22 protein-coding genes are annotated in these 25,976 nt (G+C 54.5%); 7 read left to right on the plus strand and 15 right to left on the minus strand.

Annotation, left to right across the window (positions count from 1 at the left end; translation table 11 throughout):
- Positions 1 to 105 precede the first annotated feature (105 nt).
- Positions 106 to 1,389 (plus strand): ROK family transcriptional regulator, encoded by a 1,284-nt coding sequence (locus tag KUO20_RS13890; RefSeq protein WP_235040425.1) that lies wholly within the window; start codon positions 106 to 108, stop codon positions 1,387 to 1,389.
- Positions 1,390 to 1,395: 6 nt separating this feature from the next.
- On the opposite strand, the gene KUO20_RS13895 is transcribed toward KUO20_RS13890, so the two are convergent.
- The 8 genes from KUO20_RS13895 to KUO20_RS13930 form a co-directional block, all read right to left on the minus strand.
- Positions 1,396 to 2,172, minus strand: a complete 777-nt coding sequence (locus tag KUO20_RS13895; RefSeq protein WP_235040426.1) for an SDR family oxidoreductase — start codon at positions 2,170 to 2,172, stop codon at positions 1,396 to 1,398.
- 46 nt (positions 2,173 to 2,218) lie between these two features.
- Entirely contained in the window at positions 2,219 to 3,235 is a 1,017-nt protein-coding gene (araH, locus tag KUO20_RS13900) for an L-arabinose ABC transporter permease AraH (protein ID WP_235040427.1), read from the minus strand.
- 55 nt (positions 3,236 to 3,290) lie between these two features.
- Entirely contained in the window at positions 3,291 to 4,784 is a 1,494-nt protein-coding gene (gene araG / locus KUO20_RS13905) for an L-arabinose ABC transporter ATP-binding protein AraG (protein ID WP_235040428.1), read from the minus strand.
- A 41-nt stretch (positions 4,785 to 4,825) separates the two neighbouring features.
- Positions 4,826 to 5,821, minus strand: a complete 996-nt coding sequence (locus KUO20_RS13910; RefSeq protein WP_235040429.1) for an arabinose ABC transporter substrate-binding protein — start codon at positions 5,819 to 5,821, stop codon at positions 4,826 to 4,828.
- A gap of 72 nt (positions 5,822 to 5,893) precedes the next feature.
- Positions 5,894 to 7,123: an aldose epimerase family protein gene (locus KUO20_RS13915; RefSeq protein WP_235040430.1), complete on the minus strand. Its 1,230-nt coding sequence runs from the start codon at positions 7,121 to 7,123 to the stop codon at positions 5,894 to 5,896.
- Between the two features lie 330 nt (positions 7,124 to 7,453).
- Complete coding sequence (gene araD1, locus KUO20_RS13920; protein ID WP_235040431.1) at positions 7,454 to 8,449, minus strand: AraD1 family protein; 996 nt, start codon at positions 8,447 to 8,449, stop codon at positions 7,454 to 7,456.
- 68 nt (positions 8,450 to 8,517) lie between these two features.
- A complete protein-coding gene (locus KUO20_RS13925; RefSeq protein ID WP_235040432.1) occupies positions 8,518 to 10,275 on the minus strand; it encodes an IlvD/Edd family dehydratase in 1,758 nt (585 codons plus the stop codon).
- A gap of 97 nt (positions 10,276 to 10,372) precedes the next feature.
- The gene (locus KUO20_RS13930; RefSeq protein ID WP_235040433.1) at positions 10,373 to 11,770 is read right to left on the minus strand and encodes a GntP family permease; all 1,398 of its coding nucleotides are present in this window, start codon (positions 11,768 to 11,770) and stop codon (positions 10,373 to 10,375) included.
- Positions 11,771 to 11,928: 158 nt separating this feature from the next.
- Between KUO20_RS13930 and KUO20_RS13935 the strand changes: the two genes are divergently transcribed.
- Positions 11,929 to 12,915 carry a LysR substrate-binding domain-containing protein gene (locus KUO20_RS13935; RefSeq protein ID WP_235040434.1) on the plus strand — a complete coding sequence of 329 codons (987 nt, stop codon included), beginning with the start codon at positions 11,929 to 11,931 and terminating at the stop codon, positions 12,913 to 12,915.
- Here KUO20_RS13935 and KUO20_RS13940 read toward each other — a convergent pair.
- From KUO20_RS13940 to KUO20_RS13955, 4 genes are all read right to left on the minus strand, one after another.
- Positions 12,910 to 14,415, minus strand: a complete 1,506-nt coding sequence (locus KUO20_RS13940; RefSeq protein WP_235040435.1) for a tripartite tricarboxylate transporter permease — start codon at positions 14,413 to 14,415, stop codon at positions 12,910 to 12,912. The genes KUO20_RS13935 and KUO20_RS13940 overlap by 6 nt on opposite strands.
- Positions 14,403 to 15,002 (minus strand): tripartite tricarboxylate transporter TctB family protein, encoded by a 600-nt coding sequence (locus tag KUO20_RS13945; RefSeq protein ID WP_235040436.1) that lies wholly within the window; start codon positions 15,000 to 15,002, stop codon positions 14,403 to 14,405. The genes KUO20_RS13940 and KUO20_RS13945 overlap by 13 nt, the downstream gene beginning before the upstream one ends.
- 9 nt (positions 15,003 to 15,011) lie before the next feature.
- On the minus strand, positions 15,012 to 15,998 hold the full coding sequence (locus KUO20_RS13950) for a Bug family tripartite tricarboxylate transporter substrate binding protein (RefSeq protein ID WP_235040437.1): 987 nt from the start codon (positions 15,996 to 15,998) through the stop codon (positions 15,012 to 15,014).
- Positions 15,999 to 16,130: 132 nt separating this feature from the next.
- Positions 16,131 to 17,264 carry an iron-containing alcohol dehydrogenase gene (locus KUO20_RS13955; RefSeq protein ID WP_235040438.1) on the minus strand — a complete coding sequence of 378 codons (1,134 nt, stop codon included), beginning with the start codon at positions 17,262 to 17,264 and terminating at the stop codon, positions 16,131 to 16,133.
- 355 nt (positions 17,265 to 17,619) lie between these two features.
- On the opposite strand from KUO20_RS13955, the gene KUO20_RS13960 reads away from it, so the two are divergent.
- The 5 genes from KUO20_RS13960 to KUO20_RS13980 all read left to right on the plus strand — a co-directional run bounded on the left by KUO20_RS13960 (position 17,620) and on the right by KUO20_RS13980 (position 23,177).
- Complete coding sequence (locus KUO20_RS13960; RefSeq protein WP_235040439.1) at positions 17,620 to 19,149, plus strand: UxaA family hydrolase; 1,530 nt, start codon at positions 17,620 to 17,622, stop codon at positions 19,147 to 19,149.
- A gap of 28 nt (positions 19,150 to 19,177) precedes the next feature.
- Entirely contained in the window at positions 19,178 to 20,146 is a 969-nt protein-coding gene (locus KUO20_RS13965) for a GntR family transcriptional regulator (RefSeq protein WP_235040440.1), read from the plus strand.
- Positions 20,147 to 20,170: 24 nt separating this feature from the next.
- Positions 20,171 to 21,049: an NAD(P)-dependent oxidoreductase gene (locus KUO20_RS13970; RefSeq protein WP_235040441.1), complete on the plus strand. Its 879-nt coding sequence runs from the start codon at positions 20,171 to 20,173 to the stop codon at positions 21,047 to 21,049.
- An 83-nt stretch (positions 21,050 to 21,132) separates the two neighbouring features.
- Positions 21,133 to 22,185, plus strand: coding sequence for an Ldh family oxidoreductase (locus KUO20_RS13975; RefSeq protein ID WP_235040442.1), 1,053 nt, complete (start codon positions 21,133 to 21,135; stop codon positions 22,183 to 22,185).
- Positions 22,186 to 22,277: 92 nt separating this feature from the next.
- Positions 22,278 to 23,177 carry an NAD(P)-dependent oxidoreductase gene (locus KUO20_RS13980; protein WP_235040443.1) on the plus strand — a complete coding sequence of 300 codons (900 nt, stop codon included), beginning with the start codon at positions 22,278 to 22,280 and terminating at the stop codon, positions 23,175 to 23,177.
- A gap of 8 nt (positions 23,178 to 23,185) precedes the next feature.
- On the opposite strand, the gene KUO20_RS13985 is transcribed toward KUO20_RS13980, so the two are convergent.
- Genes KUO20_RS13985 through KUO20_RS13995 form a run of 3 tightly spaced genes read right to left on the minus strand, consistent with a single transcriptional unit; the run spans position 23,186 to position 25,933 of the window.
- Positions 23,186 to 24,136, minus strand: coding sequence for a Gfo/Idh/MocA family protein (locus KUO20_RS13985; RefSeq protein ID WP_235040444.1), 951 nt, complete (start codon positions 24,134 to 24,136; stop codon positions 23,186 to 23,188).
- A gap of 50 nt (positions 24,137 to 24,186) precedes the next feature.
- On the minus strand, positions 24,187 to 24,957 hold the full coding sequence (locus KUO20_RS13990) for a FadR/GntR family transcriptional regulator (protein WP_235040445.1): 771 nt from the start codon (positions 24,955 to 24,957) through the stop codon (positions 24,187 to 24,189).
- Positions 24,958 to 24,988: 31 nt separating this feature from the next.
- A complete protein-coding gene (locus KUO20_RS13995; protein ID WP_235040446.1) occupies positions 24,989 to 25,933 on the minus strand; it encodes a DMT family transporter in 945 nt (314 codons plus the stop codon).
- Positions 25,934 to 25,976 lie beyond the last annotated feature (43 nt).

The following is a 25,976-nucleotide window of genomic DNA, read 5'->3' on the forward strand; positions in this document are numbered from 1 at the left end:
AGGATCGCTTTATTTAGAATGATGCTTGATTTACTTTAGGTGCTGAAATAAATATCTGCAAATACAACTTAGGTCGTATTTTGGTAATCGCGCTAACGTCTCACGATGATGTCGTTAGACGATTTTGTTAATCCGCTACCTTTCATCACGATGTATAACGGCAACCCTATGTCCATTCCGTCGACAGATACTAGCCGCCACGACAATATCCTGGCGGTGCTTCGCACGTTGCGTGAACAGGGCCCAGTCGCGCGCGTTGACCTAGGCGCTTTGAACGGCATCAGCTCCGCCACCGTGACCTCCATCAGCGCAGAATTACTCCAGCAAGGTTTGATTACCGAACATCCCCATGCAACGCCTCGCCCCGCCGGGCGAGGGCGACCTAAAACGCTGATTGCGCTCGACCCACAGGCGGCCTACGTGGTCTGCATTAAGCTATCGATTAATGAGATTCAGCTGGTAGTGGGCAATTTTGCGGGCCAGGTGTGCCACAGCGAATATCATAAACTCCCCACATTGAGGCTGACAGCCGACGATTTAGTCACGCTGCTGCAAGAGAAAGTGAGCGCCGTATGCGCACAACATCAGGGGAAATTTCAGCGCTTAGCGGGAATCTGTTTAGCGGTGCAGGGAGTGGTTTCATCAGCTTATGGCACGATCATCTGGTCGCCCGCGCTGAGCTTTCGCAACGCGCCCATCTCCGATCAATTAGCCGAGCACTTTAACTGCAGCGTGCTGCTGGAAAACGATGCCAACTGTATCGCCAGCGTTCTGGCAGCACAGCCTGCCTATGCTAACAGCCCCAACTTAGTGGTGGTTATGCTGGGCTACGGTATCGGCATGTCGGTGCTGATTAACGGCGTGCCGTTTGTTGGCGCTAACGGCTCAGCGGCAGAGTTTGGGCATAGTAAATATCAGCCGGGCGGCGCGCTATGTGCCTGCGGACGACGCGGCTGCATCGAGGCCTATGTCAGCGATTACGCACTTTACCGAGAGGCCGTTCGCCATTTAGTTCTGCTTAATGACGAGACGACTCATCCCTCAGAATCACAGATGTGCTCGCTAACGCAAATGGCAGCACAGGGCGACCCGCAGGCTATGCGTATTTATGCCGAAGCGGGCCGCGCACTGGGCTACGGTATCGCCAATGTACTGGCGCTGTTCAATCCTGATCTAGTGCTGATCACCGGCGCAGGCGTACGCGGATTTGACGCGATGCAGGCCGCGATGCACCACGCTATTAACGAAGCATTAGTGGCTGAGCTGATTGGCTCAACCCGTATAGAGAGCTGTGCTTGGGATCAAGACATGACCTGCATCGGCGGCATCGCTATGACGCTGCATGCCACCGATGCTCAGACGCTGTTATCTACCAATGAGCGGGCTTAACAGTCGTCAGTCGTGATAGACCGCGCTGCGCCCTCCATCAATGGTCAGGCAGCTTGCGTTGATAAAGGGCGCCTCATCTGAGGCCAGGAAGACGACCGTCATCGCCACTTCCTCGGGCTCCCCAAGCCGCCCAGGCGGCAGCAAGGCTTCAATATGCGCTCGCGCCGCGCCAGGATCATCGAATGTCTGCCAATGTGCCTCCACCGCCGGGGTGGCGATATAGCCCGGCGCAATCGCATTGACTCGCACGCCTCGAGCGGCGTACTCAATACCGAGTGCCCGCGTCAAACCAATCAAACCATGCTTAGCCACCGGATAGGGAAAGCAGCCGGGGATAATCGAGAAGCTATGCGTGGAGGCAATGTTGATAATGGCGCCACCGCCCTGCTCAATTAGATCTGGCAACACCGCCCGGCTACAGTACCAGGCACCTTCCAGATCGACAGCGAGGCACTGCCGCCAGGCCTCATCTGGCATGGCGAGTGGCTCATGGAAGACATTCATTCCGGCGTTATTGACCAGACTAGTCAAGGGCCCGTTACTCTCACGCGCCTTCGCCACAGCGGCCTCTACCGCAGCACTGTCGGCAATATCGGCGACTAACGCCAAAGCCTTGTAGCCTTCGCTACGCAACTGAGCGGCCAAGCGTTCGGCGCCAGCGCCATCCCGATCCAGCAAGGCGACTGTAGCTCCTTCTCGCACGCAGGCCTCGGCGATGGCGCGACCGATGCCGGTGGCTGCCCCGGTTACCAGGATATGCTTAGCGGCCAATCTAGCGGTCATTACCCCTCCTCAGGTCTTCTTTTCAGCTAGGCAATTAGTCGTTAAGTCAGGCCCGTTGACGGCGGGTCTGCTTCCAGCGATCAAACATTACCGCCAGCAGTAGAATCCCACCGCGTACTAAGTACTGGTAAAACGTCGGCACGTTGAGCAAGCCCATGGCATTCTGCACACAGCCCATAATCAGCACCCCGACCACCACGCCGGTGATCGTCGCCACACCGCCCGACAGCGCAACCCCGCCCAGTACGCAGGCGGAAATTACCGCCAGTTCCAAGCCCATGGAGGTATTGGGATCGCCCAGCCCCATGCGCGAGGCCAGCAGCACCCCGACGACGCCAGCCACCACGCCCTGGAGACCGAAAACAATAATCTTGAGGCGGCGAACGTTCACCCCCGCCAGCGCGGCGGCCTCTGAGTTACCGCCGGTAGCCAGTACATTGCGCCCGAAGGCTGTCATGTTGAGGATCACGCCAAAGATCACAAAGCAGGCCAGCATGGTCCATACCGGCAGCGTTAAACCGAGAAAGGAGGCGCTGCCCAGGTCAAAGAAACCCGGCACGGTAATCATCACGGCGTCACCGCCAGAGGTGATGTAAGCCAACCCGCGCACAAACTCCATCGCCGCCAGGGTCGCGATCAGCGAGTTAATGCCGAACTTGGCAATCACTAGGCCGTTAAAGGCACCTACCGCGCCCCCAGCCACAATGCCCCCCATCACGCCGATGAACACGCTACCGGTGCTGGTCGTTACCGTTGCGGCGACCACTCCTGCAAAGGCCACCGTGGAGGCTACCGAAAGGTCCACCTCGCCCAGCGCCAATACCAGCATCATGGTGGCGGCTAAACTGCCGATCAGGGTCACCGACAGCAGCAACCCGACCATATTGCGGCCGGTTAAGAAGTCGGGGATGAGCACCGCCAGGGCGATAAACAGCAGCAAAAAAATCGCAATCATGCCCGAGGTATCAAGCAGTGCACGTAGTGGCTTGATAAGCCCTTGGCGCCCCGCCGGACGAGCGGGAGCTTTATGGCCATCGCTTTGGGTTACATCGTTTGTTGTCATGGTAGTCGTCCTGAGCGTGTTCTTTTAAGAGCGAGCGTGCTGAAAAAAAGCCGACTTAGGCGGGTAACGCCAACCCTAGCAGCCGTTCGGGGGTGGCCGACTCCCGCGGCACCACGTCCACCAGTTCCCCGTCGCGCATCACCGCAATGCGGTCGCAAATAGAGCTAACTTCCGCTAGGTCACTGGAAATCACTACGACGCTTTTGCCCTGCTCGGCCAGGTCGTAAAGCAGCGAGTAAATGTCTCGCCGCGCGCCCACGTCGATGCCTCGGGTCGGCTCGTCCATGACGAACAGATCAATCTCTTCAGCCAGCCAGCGGGCCAGAATCACCTTCTGCTGATTGCCGCCCGAGAGCTTACCAATGGGCGTTCGCGGCCCCGGCGTTTTAACACTGAGCTGCTGGATATACGACTCGGCATTACGTCGCTCACGGCCGGGGTGGCGGAACATTCCCCAGCGTTTGAAAAAGCGTCGGCAGCTGATATTGAGGTTGTCGGCGACGCTTGCCACCGGGAAGATCCCCTGGGACTTACGGTCCTCCGGGCACATGGCAATCCCCGCGCGAATGGCATCCTGGGGGCTTTTAAACCGTCGCACCTCGCCATTGAACTGCACGCTGCCCGCTTTGGGAGATTCGACTCCGCAGACCAGCCGCAGCAACTCGCTGCGCCCGGCACCGACGAGACCAAACAGCCCAAACACTTCACCGCGCTTAACGGAGAAACTTACCGGCGCCTTAAGACCGCGCCCCTGAATGCCTTCAACGTTCAAGATCACGTCGCCATGTTCGCGAGGGCGATAGCCGTAAACGTCGTTGATATCCCGCCCCACCATCTCACTCACCAGCAGGTCGTGATTTAGCGCCGACATATCCTCGTGGGTGCGAATATGCTGGCCATCGCGGAAGATCGTGACCGCATCGCACATCTCAAAGACCTCTTCCATGCGATGTGTCACGTAGAGCACTACCCGACCCTCGTCGCGCAGCCGTTTGACGATGCGCTTTAGCTGACGGGTCTCTTGAATGGAGAGGCTGCTAGTGGGTTCATCAAAGGCGATTATCTTGGCGTCGCGCAGCAGCGCGCGGCCAATCTCAATCATCTGCTGTTGGCCGATGGATAGATCGCGCACCTTGGTCGAGGGGTGGATATTTCCCTCGCCGAGGTCGGCCAGAATCGCCAGCGCCTTTTCACGCAGCTGGCGGCGGTTGACGAAGCCCCGCCGCGTGGGCAGCTGGCCCAGGAGCAGGTTCTCAGCCACCGACATATTGGGCGAGAGCGTCAGTTCCTGATAAATGATGGAGACCCCTTCCCGCAGCGCTTCTCGGGCGTTACCGAACACGTGGCGCTGCCCATTGATCCACAGTGCCCCCTCCGCCACGCGATTAACGCCGCTCAATACCTTGAGCAGCGTGGATTTACCCGCGCCGTTCTCACCCATCAGCGCATGTACTTGACCGGTTTGAGCACCAAAGCTCACCCCATCCAGCGCGCGCACCCCAGGAAAGACGACGCTAATCGCGTCGAAACGTAGATAAGCATCAGACATGCTTCAAGCCTCCCGCGGCCACTGACCGTTACAGGTCGTGCTCACAAACCCAGCTCTGCGCGTACTTCCTGCCAGTTGTCACGTGTCATCAAGACGCCTGAGGTTTCGGTATTGGCCGGCGGCTGTGTGTCCTCGCTAATCCAGCGATAGAGATCTTCGGCGGTTTGACGGCCGTGCATAGTGGAACTGACCGCGACTGTGCCGTGAAAGCCAGTAGGGTTATCGCGTGAGAACTCGGCAAAGGCCGCACCGGAACCATTGATACCCACACCGATCACATCCTCTGGGGCCAGGCCGTATTGCTCCGTGGCCCGGACGCCACCTAGAACGCTCTCCTCGTTCAGTGCATAGATCACCCAGTGTTCATAATCGCCACGCTGAGAGAGCACGGGGGATGCGGCGGAAAAGGCGCTGGTGGTATCGCTGTTCTGCTGGGGTGCATCGAAGATGTTGCTTTCTGGGAAGCCTGCGCCAAGGAGCGCGGCGGTCGCACCATCGGTGCGCTCGACGGCGGTGGGTAGCTCGTTATTGGTAATGCGTAGCGCGGCGACCTTTTCGAGATCCCAGCCGCGCGCTTGAATTTCGGCGGCAATCGCATCGCCTGCCTGCTGGCCAATCTTATAACCGGACATGCCCAGGTGCGGCACGCCTTCCATCGGTTCACCGCTCGAGTTAACGAACTGGTCATCTACGGTGACCACTTTCATATTGTACTGGTTGGCACGGTTCATTATCGCAGGCCCCAGACGCACGTCCGGCGGGCAGATCACAAAACCGTCTGCCCCCTGGGCGTAAAGGTTATCAATGGCGGTTAGCACTTCCTGGCCATCTTCGCCGCTAAGGCGCACCACGTCGAAACCGAGCTCTTCACCTGCCGCTGTAGCGGCCTGTTGTTCGTTAATGAACCATGCCTGCTCAGGCTTTTTAACGATAAAACCAATCTTCACCTCGTCTTCCTGTGCCTGCACTGATCCCAGCGAGGCAAGCATAACAGCGCTCCCAAGTGCTAAACGGGCAAATGTCTTAGTCAATATCATCGTTATACTCCTGCGAGTTTTTAGCGTTGTTTTATTGATATTTCAATTTTTATTACCAACCCATTGGGGTGGTTATTCTTCAAAATTCTGCTGTGCCGAAAAGCGGTATACCGTACGCGAGCGATACGTCTCACCCGGCTCTAGAATCGTGCTGGGAAACGCCGCCTGATTGGGTGAATCGGGATAGTGCTGGGTCTCCAACGCAAAGCCAGAGCGTTGCCCATAAGGCTTACCCTGTTTACCGATCAGGTCGCCGTTAAGAAAATTACCGGAATAGAACTGGATCGCGGGTTCGGTGGTATTGACTTCCACCATGCGTCCACTCTGTGGCTCCCACACTTTGGCAGCCACAACGAGTTCATCCGATGCTGCGTTATCACGGGCCAGCACAAAATTGTGGTCATAACCGCCGCCAAAGGCGAGCTGTTCGTTGTCCTGCTCAATCCGCTCGCCGATAGGCGTCGCCTGGGTAAAGTCGAATGGCGTGCCTTCAACTTCGCGAATCTCGCCGGTAGGGATCAGCGTGTCGTTGACCGGGGTAAACTCAGGAGCGTTAATCATTAGCTGATGATCGAGAATGGTGTCGCTACCTTCGCCCTTAAGGTTGAAGTAGCTGTGCTGGGTGAGATTAATCGGCGTGGCTTTGTCAGTCACCGCGCGATAATCCACCATCAGTTCGTCATTATCGGTCAGGGTGTAGGTAACTTCGGTCTCCAACCTGCCGGGATAGCCCTCTTCGCCATCCTCACTGGTATAGCGCAGCACAAGCCCCGTACCCGCATTATTCTCGAACGGTTCAGCCTGCCATAGCACCCTGTTGAACCCTTGCTGGCCGCCGTGCAGATGATTGCTGCCATCGTTGGTGGCCAATGAATAGCTTTCCCCATCAAGGGAGAACTGACCACCCGCGATACGATTGCCGTAGCGGCCAATGATGGCACCGAAGTAAGGATTAGCCTGCCGGTACTCATCGGAGAGATACGCATCCAAGGCATCGAAGCCCAGCGCTATATCATCAAACTCGCCCGCCAAATCAGGGGTTTTCAGCGACAGAATGATCCCGCCATAGTTGATAACCCGCAGCTCAATTCCATTGGCGTTAGTGAACTGGTAGACATCGACCTGGCGACCATCGGGCAAGTGACCAAACACAGATGTCTGGACGCTGTTTTCGGCTCCACTGGCCGTGTCGGTTTCAGCGTTGCCCTGGGCTTGCGCGGCGCTTATCAGTAGCGCAACGGCGATACCGCTGAGCAGTAAAGGAGAACCGTTTTTTAATCGTTGGCTGCACATGAGAGGCATGAATTTCCTCCTGGAAACTTTTGTTATTAGCTTCTTGTTGTTAGCTTTTTGTTGTTAGGTCGGTACTGTTAATACCGATTCAATCATTACAGTAGCCATGTCTTTCATAACCAACCAATATACAAATGCATTACTATCGATATACGTCTACGTATCAATAACAATGCAAGGCTTATCCCATGGGCCTTCTCGGTGAGAACAGGTTTCTAGATACGCGACTAAAGTTGCGCCACTGCTCACTCTTTTGCATAGAATAAGCACTCTCACGATGGAGCCACCGGCTCCATCAGACTGGCGATAGTACTGGCGGCCTCTCACATGACAAGAAATTCAGAGTGAGCGCACCTTAATGATCTCTTCCTCATCACTGCTAAAGCGCAGCGTGTTGCGCAGCGGGCGTCCAAACTCGGGCAGGTCGATCTCGAAGCGGTCGCCTTGCTGGGTTTGCACGCTGTCGGCAAAGCTAAGCGTCGCGGTGCCAAAGTAATGCACGTGCACATCGCCCGCTCTGCGGAAGTTAACGTACTTGAAGTGGTGATGCTCAAGGTTGGCCAGTGAATGCGCCATGTTGGCTTCGCCGGTCAGAAACGGCTTTTCCCACAGCGTTTTACCATCGCGCACAATGCGGCTGGTGCCTTCAAGATGCGCGGTCAGTTCGCCAACCAGCAGCTCAGGGCCAAAGCTACAGACGCGCAGCTTCGAGTGCGCGAGCCACAGATAATTAAAGCGCTCGGTGACGTGATCCGAAAACTCATTGCCAATCGCGTAGCCAACGCGGCGGGGCTGCCCATCACCATCAATTAAGTACAGCCCGGCCAGCTCTGGCTCTTCGCCCGCGTCTTGCGCAAACGCTGGCACCGGAAACTCACCTTCTGGATTCACAATGATGCTGCCATCGCCTTTATAGAACCACTCTGGCTGCGCCCCGCACGCACCGCTCTCGGGCTTGCCGCCTTCCACGCCGAGCTTGAACATGCGCATCGAGTCGGTCAGCTCACTTTCTTTAGCCTGCGCTTTAGCATGCATGGCCGAGCGGGTATCGGCACTGCCCAGGTGGGTCAGCCCCGTGCCCGTCACAAGGCAGTTCGCCGGGCTTGTGTGAGTCAATGGCGGAAGCAGCTGCTTTGCTTCTATCAGCGCGGCGTAATCCAGGCGTTCTTCGGTCAAGGCCGCCTTAACGACCTCGCTTAGCGGACGCGACTCGGCGATAGCCTGCTGGGCCAAGCCATAAACTCCTTCACTACCGCTGATAAGCCGAACCTGTTGAGGGCTTTCGACCATGGCGGCTCTCAATTGGCCTTCGTGTAAACACTGAATCAGACGCATACCGTTCTCCTGTTTTTATAACCGGGTGTTATGAATTTGTTGTTAATACTGATGGTTAATGTTGACGGTTAATGCGAGTGACGCGGCACCTCAGATCCCCGGCAGCCGACCAAAAAGTCAAAATCACAGCCTTCGTCCGCTTGCAGCACATGCTCAATATACAGCTGACGGTAACCGCCCTGGCTGGCGATAACCGTTGACGCCGCGGTGGGGTCGCTCTCGGCCAGGCGCGAGGCAAGCTCGGCATCGCTAATATCCAGGTGCAGCCGGCCGCCCTGACAATCAAGCTCAATCATATCGCCGTTACGCACTGCCGCTAGCGGGCCACCCGCAGCCGCTTCTGGGGCCACGTGTAATACAACCGTGCCATACGCCGTGCCGCTCATGCGGGCATCTGAAATCCGCACCATGTCGGTAATACCCTGGGCAAGAATCTTGGGCGGCAGGCCCATGTTGCCCACTTCCGCCATGCCGTGATAGCCCCGCGGGCCGCAGTGCTTCATGACCAGAATATCGTCGGCTTCAACGTCCAGATCAGGGTCGTTGATACGCGCTTTGTAATCGTCGTAATCCTCAAACACCACCGCACGACCGCGATGCTGCATCAGCTCTGCCGTCGCTGCCGAAGGCTTTAGCACCGCGCCGTTGGGCGATAGGTTGCCGCGCAGCACGCAGATACCGCCGTCGACCGTTAACGGATTATCCAGCGGGCGGATCACCTCGTCGTTATAAAGCGGGGCGTCTTGGACGTTTTCCCACAGGGTTTTGCCGTTAACGGTTAACGCATCCTTGAAGGGCAGCCGATCGGCTTCGCCCAGGCGTTTGAGTACCGCCGGCAGGCCACCCGCGTAGTAGAACTCTTCCATCAGAAAGCGGCCCGAAGGCTGCAGGTCAACCACCGTGGGCGTACCGCGCCCTACCCGGCTCCAGTCGTCTAAGGTGAGATCCACACCGATCCGCCCGGCGATCGCTTTTAGGTGAATCACCGCGTTGGTCGAGCCACCAATCGCCGCATTGGTACGAATGGCGTTATCGAAGGCTTCTTTGGTAAGAATTTTGGAGAGGCGCAGATCTTCATGGACCATCTCAACAATGCGGTTGCCGGAAAGATGCGCCAGCACATAGCGGCGGGAATCTACTGCGGGGATTGCCGCGTTATGGGGCAGCGAGGTACCCAGCGCTTCCGCCATGCAGGCCATCGTGGAAGCCGTGCCCATGGTGTTGCAGGTGCCGGCCGAGCGTGACATACCGGCCTCGGCGGCCATAAAGTCGTGCAGCGATATTTCGCCCGCTTTAACCTGTTCAGAGAGTTTCCAAACTACGGTGCCGGAGCCGATATCCTTGCCTTTGTGCTTACCGTTAAGCATCGGCCCACCGGTGACCACGATAGTGGGGATATCGCAGCTTGCCGCGCCCATCAGCAGCGCCGGGGTGGTTTTATCACAGCCCACCAGCAGCACCACCGCATCCATCGGGTTACCGCGGATGGCTTCTTCCACGTCCATACTGGCTAAATTACGGGTAAACATCGCCGTCGGGCGCAGGTTGGACTCACCGTTAGAAAACACCGGGAATTCGACCGGGTAGCCGCCCGCTTCTAAAATGCCTTTCTTAACGTGCTCCGCCAATTTTCGAAAATGGGCGTTACACGGCGTCAACTCTGACCAGGTATTGCAGATACCGATAATCGGCTTGCCCTGAAACTCATGGTCGGGGATGCCCTGGTTTTTCATCCAACTGCGGTACATAAAACCGTTTTTATCAGCGGTACCAAACCACTCGGCAGAACGCAGTTTTGGCTTATTAACATTTGATGAATCACTCATATTCTTCTCCTCAGTCTCGAACTGTCTGCAGCTCAATATTTTTTATTAGGGGTCAAGCCATACCGATTTGGTGGCGCTCTTAGTCACAACATCTTAGTTACACCAGTGAGAACACCAGCCACGCTAAACCAAACGCCATCAATGAAATTCCGATTGAAATAACGGTCCAGGTTTTCAGCATGGTTTTGGTATCCACACCTAAAAAACGACCTACCAGCCAGAATCCAGAGTCATTCACATGAGAATAACCAATGGCACCCGCGACGATGGCCACGGCAATACAGGCTGCGGGCAGGCCTGAAAGCGACGGGTCTGCCAAGACTACTGGCGCCATAATCCCGGCGGCCGTGGTGCCAGCAACCGTTGCCGAACCCTGAGCAATACGGATCACTGAGGCGATCACGTAGCCTGCCAGGATGATCGGCAAGCCGTAGCTTTGCAGGCTATCGGCCAGCGCGTCACCGATACCACTGGCGGTCAGTACGCCGCCGAACATGCCGCCAGCGCCGGTGATTAAGATGATGCTACAAACAGGCGATAACGCTTGTTCAACCGTCTCATTAATAGAGCCAATCGCTTCACGCTGTGGCGAACGAAGCACCAGTAGCCACATAGCAACACAGGTACTGATAAGCATCGCGATGGGCGTTTCACCGATCAAGATCAAGCCTTGAATCAGCGGATTGTCTGCATCCACCGTGCCGCCATGGGAAAGTGTCGAAAGGCCCGTATTGAGGAAAATAAGCACCAGTGGCAACAGCAGCACCAGTAGTACGGTGCGAAACGCGGGGCGCTTGTCTGCCGGCACTTCTTCATTGCTTCCGCCCATAAGGTTGGGCACTGCTTGAAACGGCATACGATTGGCAAGTATCAGTGACAGCCGGTATCCCATCAGATACCACGTCGGTAACCCAACAAGCAGGGCAATAAACAGCACTTGGCCAATATCAGCCTGAAGAAAAACCGCGGCGGCAACCGGCCCAGGATGCGGCGGCACCAGCGCATGCATTACCAGGAAGGCGCCTGCAGCCGGTAACCCATAGAGTAATAAAGATGCTTTCAGCTCTCTTGCCACGGAATAAATGACCGGCAGCATGACAACGAAAGCGGCATCAAGAAAGATAGGAAAGCCAAACAGCAGGCAGGCAATCGAAAGCCCTAACGGCGCCCGGCTATGACCAAATAGTTTGATCAACGTATCGGCCAGCACCTGAGCGCCGCCGGATACAGCGACAATTCGCCCCAGTACCGCGCCAAAGCCAATTAATAGCGCAACGTTGCCTAGCGTTTTACCAAAGCCGCCCAAAAGCGTCGGCACTAGGTCTGCGCCGGAAATACCTGTTGCCAATGCCGTGCCGATACTGACGATAACCAGCGCAAAAAATGGATGAAGGCGTACCCTGATAATGAGCAGCAGCAAAATGATAATGGCAGCCGCTGCGATCAGCATGAGCGCTAACGTTGAAGCCCCTGCTGCTTGCGTCGTTTCTAGCATGGCGTTTTTTTCCTAAAATTTTGTTGTTCTTGGTGTTGCCGTTAATAGCAATCACCAAAGCAAATGCACTATAGGCAGCCATGCAATAACCAACCAATGCCAAAAACTGCCAATATCGATATACTTTTAGTTATTAAGGGCACAACAAGGCTTATTCCATGGGCGTACTCGATGAAAACTGGTTTCTTAACGTGAGACTAAAGTTGCGTCACTTTCAGTTATTTTTGGCGCTTGATGAGCAGGGTAATCTGCATAGGGCGGCGGCTCAGCTCAACATGAGCCAACCCGCCGCCTCAAAGTTACTCAGCGATCTAGAAACAAATCTGGGGATTCGTTTATTTGATCGGCACGCCCGCGGGTTAACGCCTAACTGGTACGGCGAGATTATGATTCGCCACGCCCATACCATGCTTTCGGCATTACGCCACACCGGCGAAGAGCTAAATGCATTACGTGACGGCAATGCTGGAACGGTTGCCGTCGGTACTGTGATGGCGCCAGCGGTCACTCTGCTGACCAGCGCTATCGAGCGCGTGCATCGAGAGCGGCCAGGGTTAAAAATCCGCGTAGATGTTGATGTTAGTAAGACACTCGTGCCGCGCCTGCTGGAGGGCGAGCTAGATTTCGCGATTACACGGATCCCGGCAGGCTTTGATATAGAGCGCTTCGTCTTTGAAGAAATTGGCGAAGAAGAACTCTGCTTTGTATGTCGCCAAGGCCACCCACTAGCCGACAAAACGTCGCTGAGTTTGACCGACATGGCGACCTACCCATGGACGCTACAGCCGACTGGCGCCCTCATGCGCCAGCGTGTAGACAGCCTCTTTTTGCATCATCAGGTAGCGCCCCCCAGTCAGATAGTAGACACCGCCGATGTGCTGCTTTCGCTCGCGCTGGTCGATAAGTCAGACACGATCACCGTCACCACGCGGGAAACGGCCAATCTGCTATGCGCACCGCAGCGTTTCCATCTATTACCGTTTAGCGAAGCGCTCAGCGTTCAGCCATACGGGCTGGTTAGCCTACGCAATCAGCGCCTCTCACCCGGTGCCGCCGCGTTAATGAGCACACTGCGTGACATTATCGCGTTAGGATCCTCTACTGCGGCACCACATCATGGCCGTGATAATGGCCGTGCGTTATGAAGAGGCTCTCGCTGATCTAGATTGTTGGTAGCGATACGCCTTAACCAGAAGAGGCGAACACCACAACACAATCACGGCAATACCCAGCCCCGCACTGATGGGACGCGCGAAAAAGCTCGTTAAGTCGCCACCGGTGCGCAGCATTGCGCTCATAAAGTTATTTTCGACCGTTGAGCCTAGCACTAGCCCCAGAATGGCTGGCGCCATTGGGAAGCCATTGACGGCAAGCACATAAGCCACCAGCCCAATCACCAGCATTATCCAAACATCGACGATGCTGTTATTGATCGCAAAAGCGCCCACGATACAAAAACATAAGATAACCGGCATTAAGACGCGACTGGGGGTCAGAATAAAGAATTTCGATAGTCTGATCGCCATATAGCCAATGGGAAGCATCATTAAGTTAGCGATAATAAACACGATAAATAAGGCATAGATCAGTCCTGAGCCATCCATAAAAATGGTGGGACCAGGGTTCATCCCTTTCATATAAAGCACGCCAATCACGATAGCGGTAATGGAATCGCCCGGAATACCGAACACCAGTGCAGGCACCCACGCCCCGCTCAGGCCGGAGTTATTCGCAGAGCTTGCATCAACAATTCCCTCGATATGACCGGTGCCATATTTCGCTTTGTCTTTCGACCGGCTTTTGCCCACGGCATAGGCAATCCAGGCAGCAATATCGGCACCCGCGCCGGGCAACGCGCCAATCAATGTACCGATTGAGCTGCCGCGTAGCATATTCCGCCAATAGCGCTTCGTATGTTTCGGCACGTTGTGAAACACGCTGTCCGTAGCAACGATGTTGATGGTCTTTTTCTCAGACTTTGAGCTGTAGTAGTTCATCAGCTCATTCAGGGCAAACATACCGATCATTACCGGTATAAAGTTGACCCCCGCCATTAGATCAGGCACCCCAAAGGTAAAGCGTGGGGCGCCACTCATCATATCGAGACCGACGGTCGAGAGTAGAATACCAAAGAGTAATGAGAGAAAGGCTTTCGTTTTAGAGCCGATAGAAATAAATATCGAGCAGCTTAAGCCCAGCACGGCGAGCCAAAAGTATTCAAATGCACTGAATTGTAATGCGACTTCCGCGAGTGACTGCGCCACTACAATTAAGATCACGGTGCCAAAAATACCGCCGAATACTGAGCAAACTAAGTTGATACCTAATACTTCTCGTGCCCTGCCTTTTTTCGCCAGCGAATACGATTCCGTCACGTAAGCCGCCGATGCCGGCGTTCCCGGGATATTCAAATAAGTGCCCGGAATATCCCCCGCAAAAATAGCCATCGCGGATGTCGATACAATAGCGGCGATAGCCGGCGTCGTATCCATATAGAAGGTCACAGGCACTAGCAGCGCCACGGCCATGGTGGCCGTAAGGCCAGGCACGGCGCCGACAAAGATGCCAAATAGCGAAGCCGCTATAATGACCAACATAGTGTCCAGCGTTAAAACTAACGCAAAGCCATTAATCAAAGCATCCATGGCAAGTTACCCCCTAATAAAACGCCTTGAGGTAACGGCACTAAAAGATAGTGTGAAAAAATAAAATAAATAGCCAGTGAGACACCAACTGAGGCAGCCACGGCGACATATAAAACCGTTTTTCTTAGCATCATGAGTGAAAACATAATGATTATCATGGCAAACAGCGCGCCAATGTAAGGACTTGCCACGACGTAAAAAACAATCATCAGCGGCGGCAATATCATTGCCCAGCTTATTTTGCCTGATGGAGGCTCAGCGCCCTCTAACTCAGAGGCGCTTAGTGTTGATGTTTCAAACGTCGTGGTTTCAAACTCTATGGCTTCAAATTCAGTAGTTTCAAATTCAGTGGTTTCTCGTTCAGCGGCCTGTAAATCACTTTGCATCATTTGATCAGCCCCCCTGTGCCTTTGCCACATTCCACTCAACATGAGAACAGCGCCGCCGATGCAAAATCCCCCTCCAACAATGGAGGGGAAAAGCGAGGGCCCGAACTGGAGACTAGGTAAGGTGGGAAACTGCTGGGCGGTGTAAATAGTCACCACCCCAGCAATAACAAACCCTATTCCGATGACGACATCCCGCATTTTCTTTCCTTAGTTAACCAGGCCAACTTGCTCAACGATCTCGCCGAAAACGCTATCCATGTCTTCCATCAGCTGACCAAAGTCTTCAGCATTACGCCACTGCGTACCGAAGCCCTGCTGATGCATAAAGTCTTGATAAGTATCGCTGTTGTAGGCGGATTCCAAAGCGGCCTCAAGCGTGGCAACTACCTCTGGATCCATCCCTTTGGGGCCTGCAATACCGCGCCACTCACCTACTTGATAGCTACTGCCAAGCTCCTCTTGGATGGTAGGAATATCGGGGAAGCTATCAATACGCTCAGGGGACATAACGGCGAAACTTTTTACGCGCTCGGCTTCCATCATTGAACGCGCTTCTGGCACTGAGCTGGGCACGATATCAATGCCGCCGGAGACTAGCTCGATCATCGCAGGTGCGGCACCTTCACTCGGTATCCAGATCACTTGGTCAGCTGGGACACCTTGGTCCATCAAGAAACCCGCAAAAGCCAGATGCCAGACGCCGCCCTGACCCGTACCAGACGCGGTAAAGGTGCCTTTCGGCTCGGTGCGAATAGCTTCTATCAGATCTTCAAGACTTTCATAAGGAGAATCAGCGGCTACCTGTATACCCGGGAAGTCATAGTTAACCTGAGCAATCGGCGTAAAATCTTCATAGGTGAGGTCAGTCAACCCCAGCCAATGCATCATATTGACTTCGCCAGTAGCCAAACCGATGGTGTAGCCATCTGGCTCAGCGTTAATCATCGCAGTATGGCCCACCACGCCACTGCCACCGGTACGGTTAACCACGTTAACCTTTTGGCCCACTTCATCTTCAAGGGCGCGGGCAATGGTGCGCGCCGTCGCATCGGTACCGCCGCCAGCCGCCCAAGGTACAATCAGCGTGATAGGACGGTCAGGGTAATCGGCCAGAGCTGCGCCTGAGGCCACCATCACCGCTGCGGCAACACCTGAAACAAGCATAGATTTAAGAGAGTTATTTATAGTTGTCATATTCACTTTCCTTTAGTCATTGGTTGCTTAGCGTTAATTATCTTTCTTGGAAACGTCATGGGTTAATGCTTTAGGACTTTCTGTTCAAACAACGTTTGCTTTCTCAGTTAAATAGGTGGGGAAACCTATCGCTTAGAAAGCGTCTTTAAGCATGTTGTAAAAATCTTCTTTTGAGGGCGCTCGGGGATTGGTCGCCGTGGAGTGATCTTCTAATGCCCACTGAGCCAGTTGATCCAGGTGCTCTTCCGTGACTCCCATGTCGCTTAAACTAGCGGGCATTCCCAATGTCACATTGAGCTTTTCAAACGCTTTTACTAAATCGTCATCAGGGTTGAGGCCCATAGCGTCTTTGAGGCGAGCAAACTTCTCCTCACAGCCGGGCTGATTAAACTTAAGAACAGTGGGCATCAACACGGCATTGAGCGTGCCATGGTGAAGCTTCAACTCATGCAGGCCTCCTAACGCATGAGACAAGGAGTGCACCGCGCCAAGCCCCTTCTGAAAGGCCATCGCCCCTTCCAGAGCTGCCATCATCATTTCGTTTCGAGCGGTTAAGTTTCCACCGTTTTCAACGGCTTCCACCAGATATTGGCTGGCTCGCGCCAGCCCATCCAAAGCAATCGCTTCAGCGGGAGGATTTACCTTGGGACTTAAAAAGGTTTCCACGCAGTGAGCGATGGCGTCCATACCCGTAGCAGCGGTCAAGAACGGCGGCAAACCGAGCGTGAGTCGAGGATCGCAGATAGCCACCGCAGGAATCAGATACGGGGAAAGAAAGCCGAGCTTACGGTTATCTTTCATCGTAATTAAGGAGGCTCTGCCTACCTCACTGCCGGTTCCGGCCGTTGTCGGTACCGCGATTAAGGGCAGCACGTCGGCATTAATTTTTGCAACGCCGCCTTCAATCGCAGCGTATTGGCGCAGTGGCGCGGGATGATTAAAAAGTAACGCGACCGCTTTAGCCAAATCGATACTGGAACCGCCACCGACGGCCACAATGCCATCGCAGTCTTTTTCTTTTAGAAACGCCAATGCGCTTTCTACGGCCATTTCCGTTGGGTTTGAAGGAGTCCCATCGAAAATACAGGCGTCTTCGGCAAGCTGAGCGGCCTCAACGACTTGCGCAAGAACTGGAGTAGCGCTGAGGCCTTTATCCGTCACAAACAGCGGCCTTTTAACCTTTAACAGCTGTAGTTCGTTGGCAAGCTCTGCAATGGCATGCTCACCAAATTGAATTTTAGTCAGATAGTTGATGATATAAGGCATTGTAATTTCTCATTATTATTGAATGCAAAAATAAACCAATAATACAGACTCAAAAGGTGTCATACAGTATGACTGCACAACAACAGTCTAGTAACGTATTTTGTGCCTGCCAAGCCCTTAATGAAAAAATACTCCACACCAATATGAGCCACGACTGAAGCCGCTTAAAACTGCATTGCGCTTAGTCGCTGAAAGCAATCTAGAACAAATGAACATTGCATTCAATGACCATTACATAGGACGATAGTCTAATCGACGTGCGCAGCCTGCTTGGTAGAGTGCACCCACAATGATCGCTTTTGAGACTGTGCCTGTGCCACGCATCAAAAGTCCAACAATCAGTTTGAGGTAAACGATGGAACTCATTAATTCCCCGTCCGTTATTATTCATCTCAATCCAAGAGATAACGTAGGCGTTGCCTCAACAGCGGTACCGGTAGGTATTCCCATTGATAAAAATGGCACCCTAGCCACAGAGAATATTGATGCGGGTCATAAGGTTGCGTTAACTAACATCAAAAAAGGCGAGGCCGTTTATAAGTACGGCCAGTTGATAGGGCTAGCATCGCAGGATGTTCAGCCCGGCGAGCATGTGCATACGCACAATCTTGCTATGATTGAGTTAGATTCTTCATTACAAGATTTCAAGCCCCACTCGAAAACCGAAACAACGCCTTCTTCGCGCACGTTTCAAGGCTTTCAGCGTGCTGATGGAAGCGTAGGGACACGAAACTACATTGGTATTCTTTCCACCGTTAACTGTTCTGCCACGGTGGCCAAAGCCGCCGCCGACATCCTTAATCAGTCGGATGATCTAAGCCAAATGGGTTTCGACGGCGTCGTCGCGATTACTCATGGCTCGGGTTGCGCCATGAACACTGACTCGGAAGGTTTTACCTTTCTTGAGCGCGTTATTGCCGGTTACGCACAGCACGCTAACTTCGCCTTCGTACTTATTATTGGACTGGGCTGCGAGACGAATCAGGTTAAAACGCTCGTTAAAAGAAAAGGCTTAGAAGATGCTTCAAGGCTTGCCTACTTTAATATCCAAGATGCGGGCGGCACGCGCACAAGTATCAAAACGGCCTGCGATCACATCATGCAGATGGCGGCTCAGCACGGCAAAATACAGCGCACGCCCGCTTCCTTAGAACACCTGGTGGTGGCATTACAATGTGGGGGCTCGGATGGGTATTCTGGCATTACCGCTAACCCAGCGCTTGGCCATGCCGCGGATCTTATCGTGCAACAAGGCGGTAGCGTCATTCTGGCTGAAACTCCTGAGATTTATGGCGCGGAAAACCTGCTGATTGACCGTTCTATCGACGAAAGCGTCGCGCAAAAACTATTGGATCGGATTACTTGGTGGAAGCATTACACTGAGATTAACGGTGCCGAGTTAAACAATAATCCTTCACCTGGCAATAAAGCGGGTGGGCTTTCAACGATTCTAGAAAAATCACTGGGCGCCGTCGCAAAAGGCGGAAGCTCAAGCCTCAACGATGTGCTGCAATATGCAGAGAAAATCACTGCGCGCGGCTTTAACTTTATGGATAGCCCAGGCTACGACCCTATTTCCGTGACCGGCCAAATTGCGTCCGGGTCAACGGTGGTGTGCTTTACCACCGGGCGGGGGTCGGTGTCAGGTTTCAAACCAGCGCCCTGCCTTAAGCTCGCCACCAATACGCCCATGTATGAGAAAATGCATGAAGATATGGATATCAACTGCGGTGTAATCGTCGATGGTACTGGCAGTGTAGAAAGCGTTGGGGAAGAAATTTTTGAACGCATTATCGCGATTGCTTCAGGTGATATGAGCGCAAGCGAATCATTGGGTTACGGTAATAATGAGTTCGTTCCTTGGCTGATAGGTGCCGTCACCTAAGCGTTGTTTCAAAAGCAATGGGCTAACCATGACACAAACGCTGCGCGACCAACTTTATAAGGCTCTTAAGCAGAGCATTGTTGGCAATCGCCTTGAATCAGGCCTGGTGCTGCTTGAGGGCAACATAGCGGCGCTCTTTAGCATTAGCCGCTCCCCCGTTCGTCAAACCTTAAGCCGGCTACACGAAGAGCAGTACATTTGCCGCTTCGAAGGGCGCGGCTATCTTGTAGGGGCATCGCCTAGCGAGATCGTCCGGCGCCCTCTTAGCGAGCGGGATTTCAAACAGCTGGGCTATGCCCCTAAAGTAGATCGTACCGTTTCCTGGCAGACACATATCGACGGCGTAGAACATGACATCGTTCTATGTTCGATTAAGGGCGCGTTTGAGCTCAACGAGCTGCAGCTTTCAAAATCACTTAACGTCAGCCGCACGGTCACTCATCAGATTCTGCACCATTTGCGCTCGATCGGGCTGGTCGAAAAGATTCAATACAATAGCTGGAGCGTTGTCCCCTTAGATGATGTAAGGCTACACAACCTTTACGAGGCACGCCGCCAATTAGAGCCTTATATGATTGTCCGCGCGGCGCGCCATATGCCGGAAAGCACGCTCAGCGGCTATATTGCCAAGCTTAAAGATGCCGCTAGTAGCTACCCTAATATTAAAGGTGAGCTACTCGATGCGTTAGAAAACGATCTCCACCATAGCGCCGTTAGTTTAGGCGCTAATCAGGAGGTCATGGATATGCTTAGGCGCACCCACCCTATTTTACTTATCAGCAAACACCTGCTTGGGCGCGTGCTTAAACTGCCCGACCAAGATCCTTTTTTCGATGAGCATTTGTGTATCTTCGAAAAGATACGCCAACAGCAGCCAGAGCAGGCGGGTAAAGCACTGGTAACGCATTTAGAGCGCTCGGAATCTAAAGTGCTTGATCGTCTTATTCACTTTAGAGAATCGGGAGATATCGATATACCGCCTTATCTACGGCAATAATTAAAATAAACAGAGGAACCAACAATGACAATGTCACGGACTATTGGCTTTATTGGCACAGGCATTATGGGCGCGCCTATGGCGGCACGCTTGGCTAAAGCGGGGCACCGCGTGCGTGTCTGGAACCGCACGAAAAACAAAGCCGAGAATCTAGCATCAGCGGGCGCCAGCATCGTCGAAACGCCTATAGATGCCGTGGGCGGCAGCGATGTGGTGATCGTCATGCTCAGCTCCGGGCCTGTTTGCGATGACATTTTGTTAGGACCCAATGGCCTGCTTCAAGCCATGCAGCCGGGCGCGACCTTAATCGTCATGAGCTCCATTCCCGTCGACACTGCGCGTCGCCAAGCGGCAGAAGCCGCCACGCGTCAAGTCCACTATTTAGACGCACCGGTGTCCGGGGGCGAACAAGGTGCCATCGACGGCAGCCTGGCTATTATGGCGGGTGGTGACGCAGCCGCCTTTCAGGCTGTCGAACATATCCTCTTATCGCTCGGCCGGCCGGTACACGTAGGCCCCGCTGGCAGCGGTGAGCTGGTGAAGCTCGCTAATCAGATGATTGTGGCCAATACCATCGCCACGGTGGCAGAAGCCATCTTACTCGCCGAGCGCGGCGGGGCTGACCCGGCGCAGATGCTGGTGGCACTGGAAGGCGGCTTTGCCGACTCAACGATTCTCAAGATCCACGGCAAGCGCATGGTAAAAGAAAATTTCGTCCCTGGGGGGCCGTCTAAGTGGCAGCTGAAAGATACCCAAACTGCGATGGCATTAGCCGAAGAAATGCGACTTAAGCTGCCGGTCTCGTCATTGGTCAATGGGCTTTATGAAGAGCTCGTCGCTCAAGGCGATGGCGAGTTGGACCATAGCGCCTTGATACGCCAACTCAGACGACACAATGAGTAACCGAACCTGCCAATAACAATTTTTTGAAGAGCCATCTTGCGAAGAACTACATGTGAAGAATAATCGTATGGAGAACAATGACAATGAGTAAACAGTACGACGTGCAGGCAATCATACAATTCAGCACCCAGCTACTGGCAGCCGCCGGCCTTGATGATGACAAAGCTCAGGCGGTAGCCGACATACTCGTGGAAGGCGACCTGATGGGCCATACCACCCATGGTCTCCAGCTGCTTTCCCCTTACCTAGGCGAGATTCAGTCAGGCCGGATGCCGGTCACCGGCGATTACGAGGTGATTTCCCAGCGTGCCGCCGTGGAGACCTGGGACGGCCGCTACTTGCCTGGCCCCTGGCTGATCATCAAGGCCCTGGAAACTGCCGAAAACATGGCTCGCTCATGCGGCACGGGAACGGTTGTGATTCGACGCTCAAACCATATCGCTTGTTTGGCGGCGTATCTCAAGCGCGCTACCGATCGAGATCTGGTGGTCGTCATCGAATCCTCCGACCCGGCGACAAAATCCGTGGCCCCATATGGCGGTTTAGCCGCCACCCATACGCCTAACCCCATCGCTGTGGGCTATCCCACCGATTCAGGCCCCGTTCTGCTGGATGTCAGCACGTCTATTACCACCAACGGCATGGTGGATCGTCTTCACAAACAGAACAGTCAGTTGCCTCATCCGTGGCTAAAAGACCACCAGGGTAACGCGACGGATCAACCCAGCGTGCTGTTTGATGAACCCAAAGGCAGCATCATGCCTATCGGTGGGCTTGACCACGGCCACAAAGGATATGCCCTAGGCCTCATGGTAGAAGCATTGACGTCTGGTTTAGCCGGGTTCGGCCGCGTGCAGGCCCCTACGCAATGGGGCGCTTCTGTCATGGTGCAAGTGATGGACCCAGCAGCCTTTGGTGGATTAGCAGCCTTCAAGCGCGAAACGGGAGCGCTGGCCGATGCGTGTCGCAGCAACCCCGTGGCAGAGGGCAGCCCTCCGGTACGCATTCCCGGAGAGCGCGGGCTCGCCCTGCATAAACGTTACTCACAAGAGGGCGTGCCGCTACCAGAGGGTGTATTCGAAGCGCTGTCCGAATGGTCGGAGCGTCTTGGCGTTGCGTTTCCTGACGCACAGTAATGACTACCACCCCGCTGATTCAAACGTACTGATCTAGTTCAAGCGCACTAATCTTATTACAAGCACGTTGAAGCTACCGCTTAGAGGCGATTATGAAACAGGAACGCATTGGTTTTATTGGGCTCGGCTTAATGGGCAAGGAAATGGCCGGAAACATCGTACGTAACGGCTACCCGCTGAGCGTTATGGCTAACCGCAACCGCGTCCCCTTAGAGGCACTATTTGCAGATGGCGCAGTGGAAGCCAGCAGCGCTAAAGAGATAGCCGGAAACAGCGACATTGTGTTTATCTGCGTCAAAACATCCGAACAGGTGAACGAGATCGTGACCGGCCCCGATGGGCTACTCGCGGGTAGTCATGAAGGCTTAATTATTGTCGACTGCTCTACCGCGCACCCTGAGTCGACTGAACGCCTTGCTGAAAAAGTCGCACAGCAGGGAGTCATGTTGGTGGATGCGCCGCTCGCGCGAACGCCTCGCGAGGCGCGTGAGGGGCGCCTCAATGTCATGCTAGGGGGCGACGATGCCACGGTGGCGCGTCTCACTCCGGTGATTAAAAGCTTTGCCGAAAATATCTTCCACGTTGGCAAGGTGGGCTCTGCGCACAAGCTAAAGCTAATCAATAATTTCCTATCGCTAGGTGCAGCGGCCCTGGTTAGCGAAGCTGCCACCATGGCCGCCGCCATGGATGTTCCACAGCAAAAAATATTGGAAATTTGCTCCCAAGGTGGTGCTAACAGCGCCATGCTGGCGCCCGTAATGGAATGGGTACTGCAAAGAGAGTGTACCAAACTGCAATTCAGCCTCGGTAACGCTGATAAAGACATGCGTTATCTCGCTGAAACATTAACGTCTTATCAGCTAACGTCGAGTATGCTGCCGCCGCTTTGCGAGTTTCTTTCACAGGCGAAAAGCGACGTGGGGGAAGAAAGCTTCGTTCCCCAGGCTTACGACAGCTGCCTAAAGCGCAATGGCATCGCTGCAAGCAGCTGACGCTAGATTCACTCAATAAATGCGTCGGTCGTCTCGCGATGGCCGTATAAAAAAGCATCGGCGACCTGGCGCAGCGGGGCTACATCCACCTCGCTGCGCCCGTTGGCCACAAGATCTACAAAGTGCGTATAAAGCCCGGGGTACTCACGCTCCTCGGCTTCTATGATCAGCTCATCATCAATCTCGAGGCGGCAACCGCCCTGAGTGAGACTCAAGCGGCTACCGTCGCTGTCGATATGCATATCCCAGATTTGCGGGCCGGTTTGGCGAAAGTCGAACGCCGCCTCAATTACCGCACCATGCGGGTCGGTGAAGGCTAACTCTGCAGCAATCGGGGTTTGAGCGTTACTGGGCACTAACAGCTGCGCTTGGCGCAAGAAAAACGGCTGGGGCAATATCTCGGTGGCTATTGAAAGCGCGTTAATACCGGGGTCAAACACGCCCATCCCACCCGGCTGCCAGATCCAGGCTTGGCCCGGATGCCATACCCGCACATCCTCTTTCCATTCGATCGCAACGCGTTGCACCTGGCGCTCTGCCAGCCACTGTTTCGCCTGCGCAACCCCGGGTGCAAACCGCGAGTGCCAGGCCGCAAAGAGGCTTACGCCCTGTTCGCCAGCGAATGTAATCAAGTGCTCCACTTCGCTTAGCGTCGCCCCTGGCGGTTTCTCAAGCAGCACGTGTTTACCGCGCAGCAGCGCCGCACGCGCCTGGGAGTAGCGCAGATGGGTCGGCGTGCAGATTGCCACGGCAGAAATCTCAGGATGCGCGTCCAGCATGGCATCCAGGGTCGCATAGGACGGTACATCATCCAGCGCTGCATGAGGGTCAGCCACGGCCACGAGATGACAGTTAGGCGTCGCGGCAATCGCAGGCAAATGCTGATCACGGGCAATTTTACCCACGCCCACTAGGCCGAGGTTAATGTCAGAGCTGGTGTAAGGACTGATACCAGACATACGCTTACCTTGTGTTAATTCAAAAAAAGATCGGGAAACAATAAAAAAGATTAGTGGGCAGTATGCGGAAGTTCGACGCTACGCCCTAGTGAACTCGCGCTGTGCTCAAGCCCAAGCGCCTCTGCGGTGCCTGCCAATACGGCCTGCGCGGCTAGAAAAGCGTCCCGCGGACGGCGTAGACGAATACTTTCCATCAACTGGCGATGACGTTCAAGACTGTCCTCAGGATCAGAGGCGCTTTGGTTAGACATCGACACCAGCAGATAGATGGAGGGCCGTAAAATGTGCGACAGCTGTGCCCAGACGATATTGTGCGTGGCCTTGAAGATAGCCTCATGAAACGCGATATCGCACTCGCTGTGCAGCCGCCGTTCTTCTTCGCAGGTTGCATTGCGCAAATTCTGCCCAAGCCCCTCAAAGGCTTCTTCAATAGCAACAAGGTCGCGCGCGGTGGCACGCTTGGCGGCCGTCATGGCAACGTAAGGCTCTACATCAAGGCGGAAGGCGAGAATCTCACGCTGAATATCAGGATTGGGCGCCGCGTAGCGGGTTAACCAGTCCGTTACCTGGGCATCAAGAATATGCCACTCTGAATACTCTCGCACTTTGGAGCCATGGCCAGAAATACGCTCAATAATCCCCGCATCCACCAGTTGCCGCAGGTCGCTACGCACCGCCGAGCGGTTGATAGCAAAACGTTCGCATAAATCGAGTTCACGCGGCACAAAGTCGCCAGGATGATAGTTGCCGCCAAATATCTCTTCGGCGAGGTATTCAGCGATACTAGGGCGAGTCAGTGGCTTGCTAAGAGATGACGTCACTGCGATAGGTCCCTATTTCAATGGCTGCCAATCATAGCGTACTTGACCGGTCTGTCGTTATGGGCGAATCCAGCTGCAACGCCGCTCGCTGCCTAAGCTCTAATCGCCTTTCGTAAAGCCCCTTGGCCAGTAAAGTGCCGAGCACCAAGCCTCCTCCCAATAGCGCCACGGGTGCGGGCTGTTCTTTCAGAATCCACCAGGCTAACAGCGTGCCCAGCACCACTTCCAGCAACAGCAGCAGGCCCACTTCGGCCGAAGGCAGATACAGCGGCCCGCGCTGAAGTAGCGTTACACCGCAGGGCACAATGATCAGGCAAAGCAGCACCACCACCGAGAGCTGGTTGACCGTAGGTAGCGTTGTATCACCGCCCACCAGCCAAAAAAGGCCCGCAACGCTGCCGACAATAATACCGTTAAAGACCAGCATCGGGCTCATGTCGACCCCCGGGCGCGTACGGCACAGGGTAAAGTTAATCGCCAGCGTCGACGCCGCCATTAAGGCAAACGCGTTGCCCACCCAGGAACCCGCTCCCACGTCATCAAGCGCGATCATGGCAATACCAACCATACACAGCGAAATGGCCAGCCACGTCCGCCTAGGCAAACGCTCTTTGAGAATGATCCAGGAGAGAACGGCGGCGATTAACGGCGCGCTGGCCAATATCATCAGTACGTTACCCGCTTTGGTATACTGATTGCCCAGCACGAAACCACAGCTCGTCAGACTAAACAATAACGCCACGGCAATGCCGGTCCAGCCGCAGCGCCTGTAGGCCGCCAGCGTGCCGCGGCCGTAGCGCATTAACGCGATAAGCAGAAAACCCAGCGCCGACAGAAAGCCACGCCACATTAGGATCTCTGCATCGGGAAGATCAGCCACCTTAATCAGCAAAGCATCGGGCGCCATGATGATCGCGCCACCACCGGTCAACAGCAGCCCTTGCTGGCGATGCGACAAGTTAGTAAACCGGCTCATCGAGTGCTTGTCCTTTTAGTGGCTAATCCTTTAGTGGCTAATC

Source organism: Vreelandella profundi (assembly GCF_019722725.1).
Classification (GTDB): Bacteria; Pseudomonadota; Gammaproteobacteria; order Pseudomonadales; family Halomonadaceae; genus Vreelandella; species Vreelandella profundi.

Coding starts and splice junctions, on each gene's coding strand:
- KUO20_RS13890 (WP_235040425.1), top strand. CDS start 106: ATGATGTCGTTAGACGATTTTGTTAATCCGCTACCTTTCATCACGATG.
- KUO20_RS13895 (WP_235040426.1), bottom strand. CDS start 2,172: ATGACCGCTAGATTGGCCGCTAAGCATATCCTGGTAACCGGGGCAGCC.
- araH (WP_235040427.1), bottom strand. CDS start 3,235: ATGACAACAAACGATGTAACCCAAAGCGATGGCCATAAAGCTCCCGCT.
- araG (WP_235040428.1), bottom strand. CDS start 4,784: ATGTCTGATGCTTATCTACGTTTCGACGCGATTAGCGTCGTCTTTCCT.
- KUO20_RS13910 (WP_235040429.1), bottom strand. CDS start 5,821: ATGATATTGACTAAGACATTTGCCCGTTTAGCACTTGGGAGCGCTGTT.
- KUO20_RS13915 (WP_235040430.1), bottom strand. CDS start 7,123: ATGCCTCTCATGTGCAGCCAACGATTAAAAAACGGTTCTCCTTTACTG.
- araD1 (WP_235040431.1), bottom strand. CDS start 8,449: ATGCGTCTGATTCAGTGTTTACACGAAGGCCAATTGAGAGCCGCCATG.
- KUO20_RS13925 (WP_235040432.1), bottom strand. CDS start 10,275: ATGAGTGATTCATCAAATGTTAATAAGCCAAAACTGCGTTCTGCCGAG.
- KUO20_RS13930 (WP_235040433.1), bottom strand. CDS start 11,770: ATGCTAGAAACGACGCAAGCAGCAGGGGCTTCAACGTTAGCGCTCATG.
- KUO20_RS13935 (WP_235040434.1), top strand. CDS start 11,929: ATGGGCGTACTCGATGAAAACTGGTTTCTTAACGTGAGACTAAAGTTG.
- KUO20_RS13940 (WP_235040435.1), bottom strand. CDS start 14,415: ATGGATGCTTTGATTAATGGCTTTGCGTTAGTTTTAACGCTGGACACT.
- KUO20_RS13945 (WP_235040436.1), bottom strand. CDS start 15,002: ATGCGGGATGTCGTCATCGGAATAGGGTTTGTTATTGCTGGGGTGGTG.
- KUO20_RS13950 (WP_235040437.1), bottom strand. CDS start 15,998: ATGACAACTATAAATAACTCTCTTAAATCTATGCTTGTTTCAGGTGTT.
- KUO20_RS13955 (WP_235040438.1), bottom strand. CDS start 17,264: ATGCCTTATATCATCAACTATCTGACTAAAATTCAATTTGGTGAGCAT.
- KUO20_RS13960 (WP_235040439.1), top strand. CDS start 17,620: ATGGAACTCATTAATTCCCCGTCCGTTATTATTCATCTCAATCCAAGA.
- KUO20_RS13965 (WP_235040440.1), top strand. CDS start 19,178: ATGACACAAACGCTGCGCGACCAACTTTATAAGGCTCTTAAGCAGAGC.
- KUO20_RS13970 (WP_235040441.1), top strand. CDS start 20,171: ATGACAATGTCACGGACTATTGGCTTTATTGGCACAGGCATTATGGGC.
- KUO20_RS13975 (WP_235040442.1), top strand. CDS start 21,133: ATGAGTAAACAGTACGACGTGCAGGCAATCATACAATTCAGCACCCAG.
- KUO20_RS13980 (WP_235040443.1), top strand. CDS start 22,278: ATGAAACAGGAACGCATTGGTTTTATTGGGCTCGGCTTAATGGGCAAG.
- KUO20_RS13985 (WP_235040444.1), bottom strand. CDS start 24,136: ATGTCTGGTATCAGTCCTTACACCAGCTCTGACATTAACCTCGGCCTA.
- KUO20_RS13995 (WP_235040446.1), bottom strand. CDS start 25,933: ATGAGCCGGTTTACTAACTTGTCGCATCGCCAGCAAGGGCTGCTGTTG.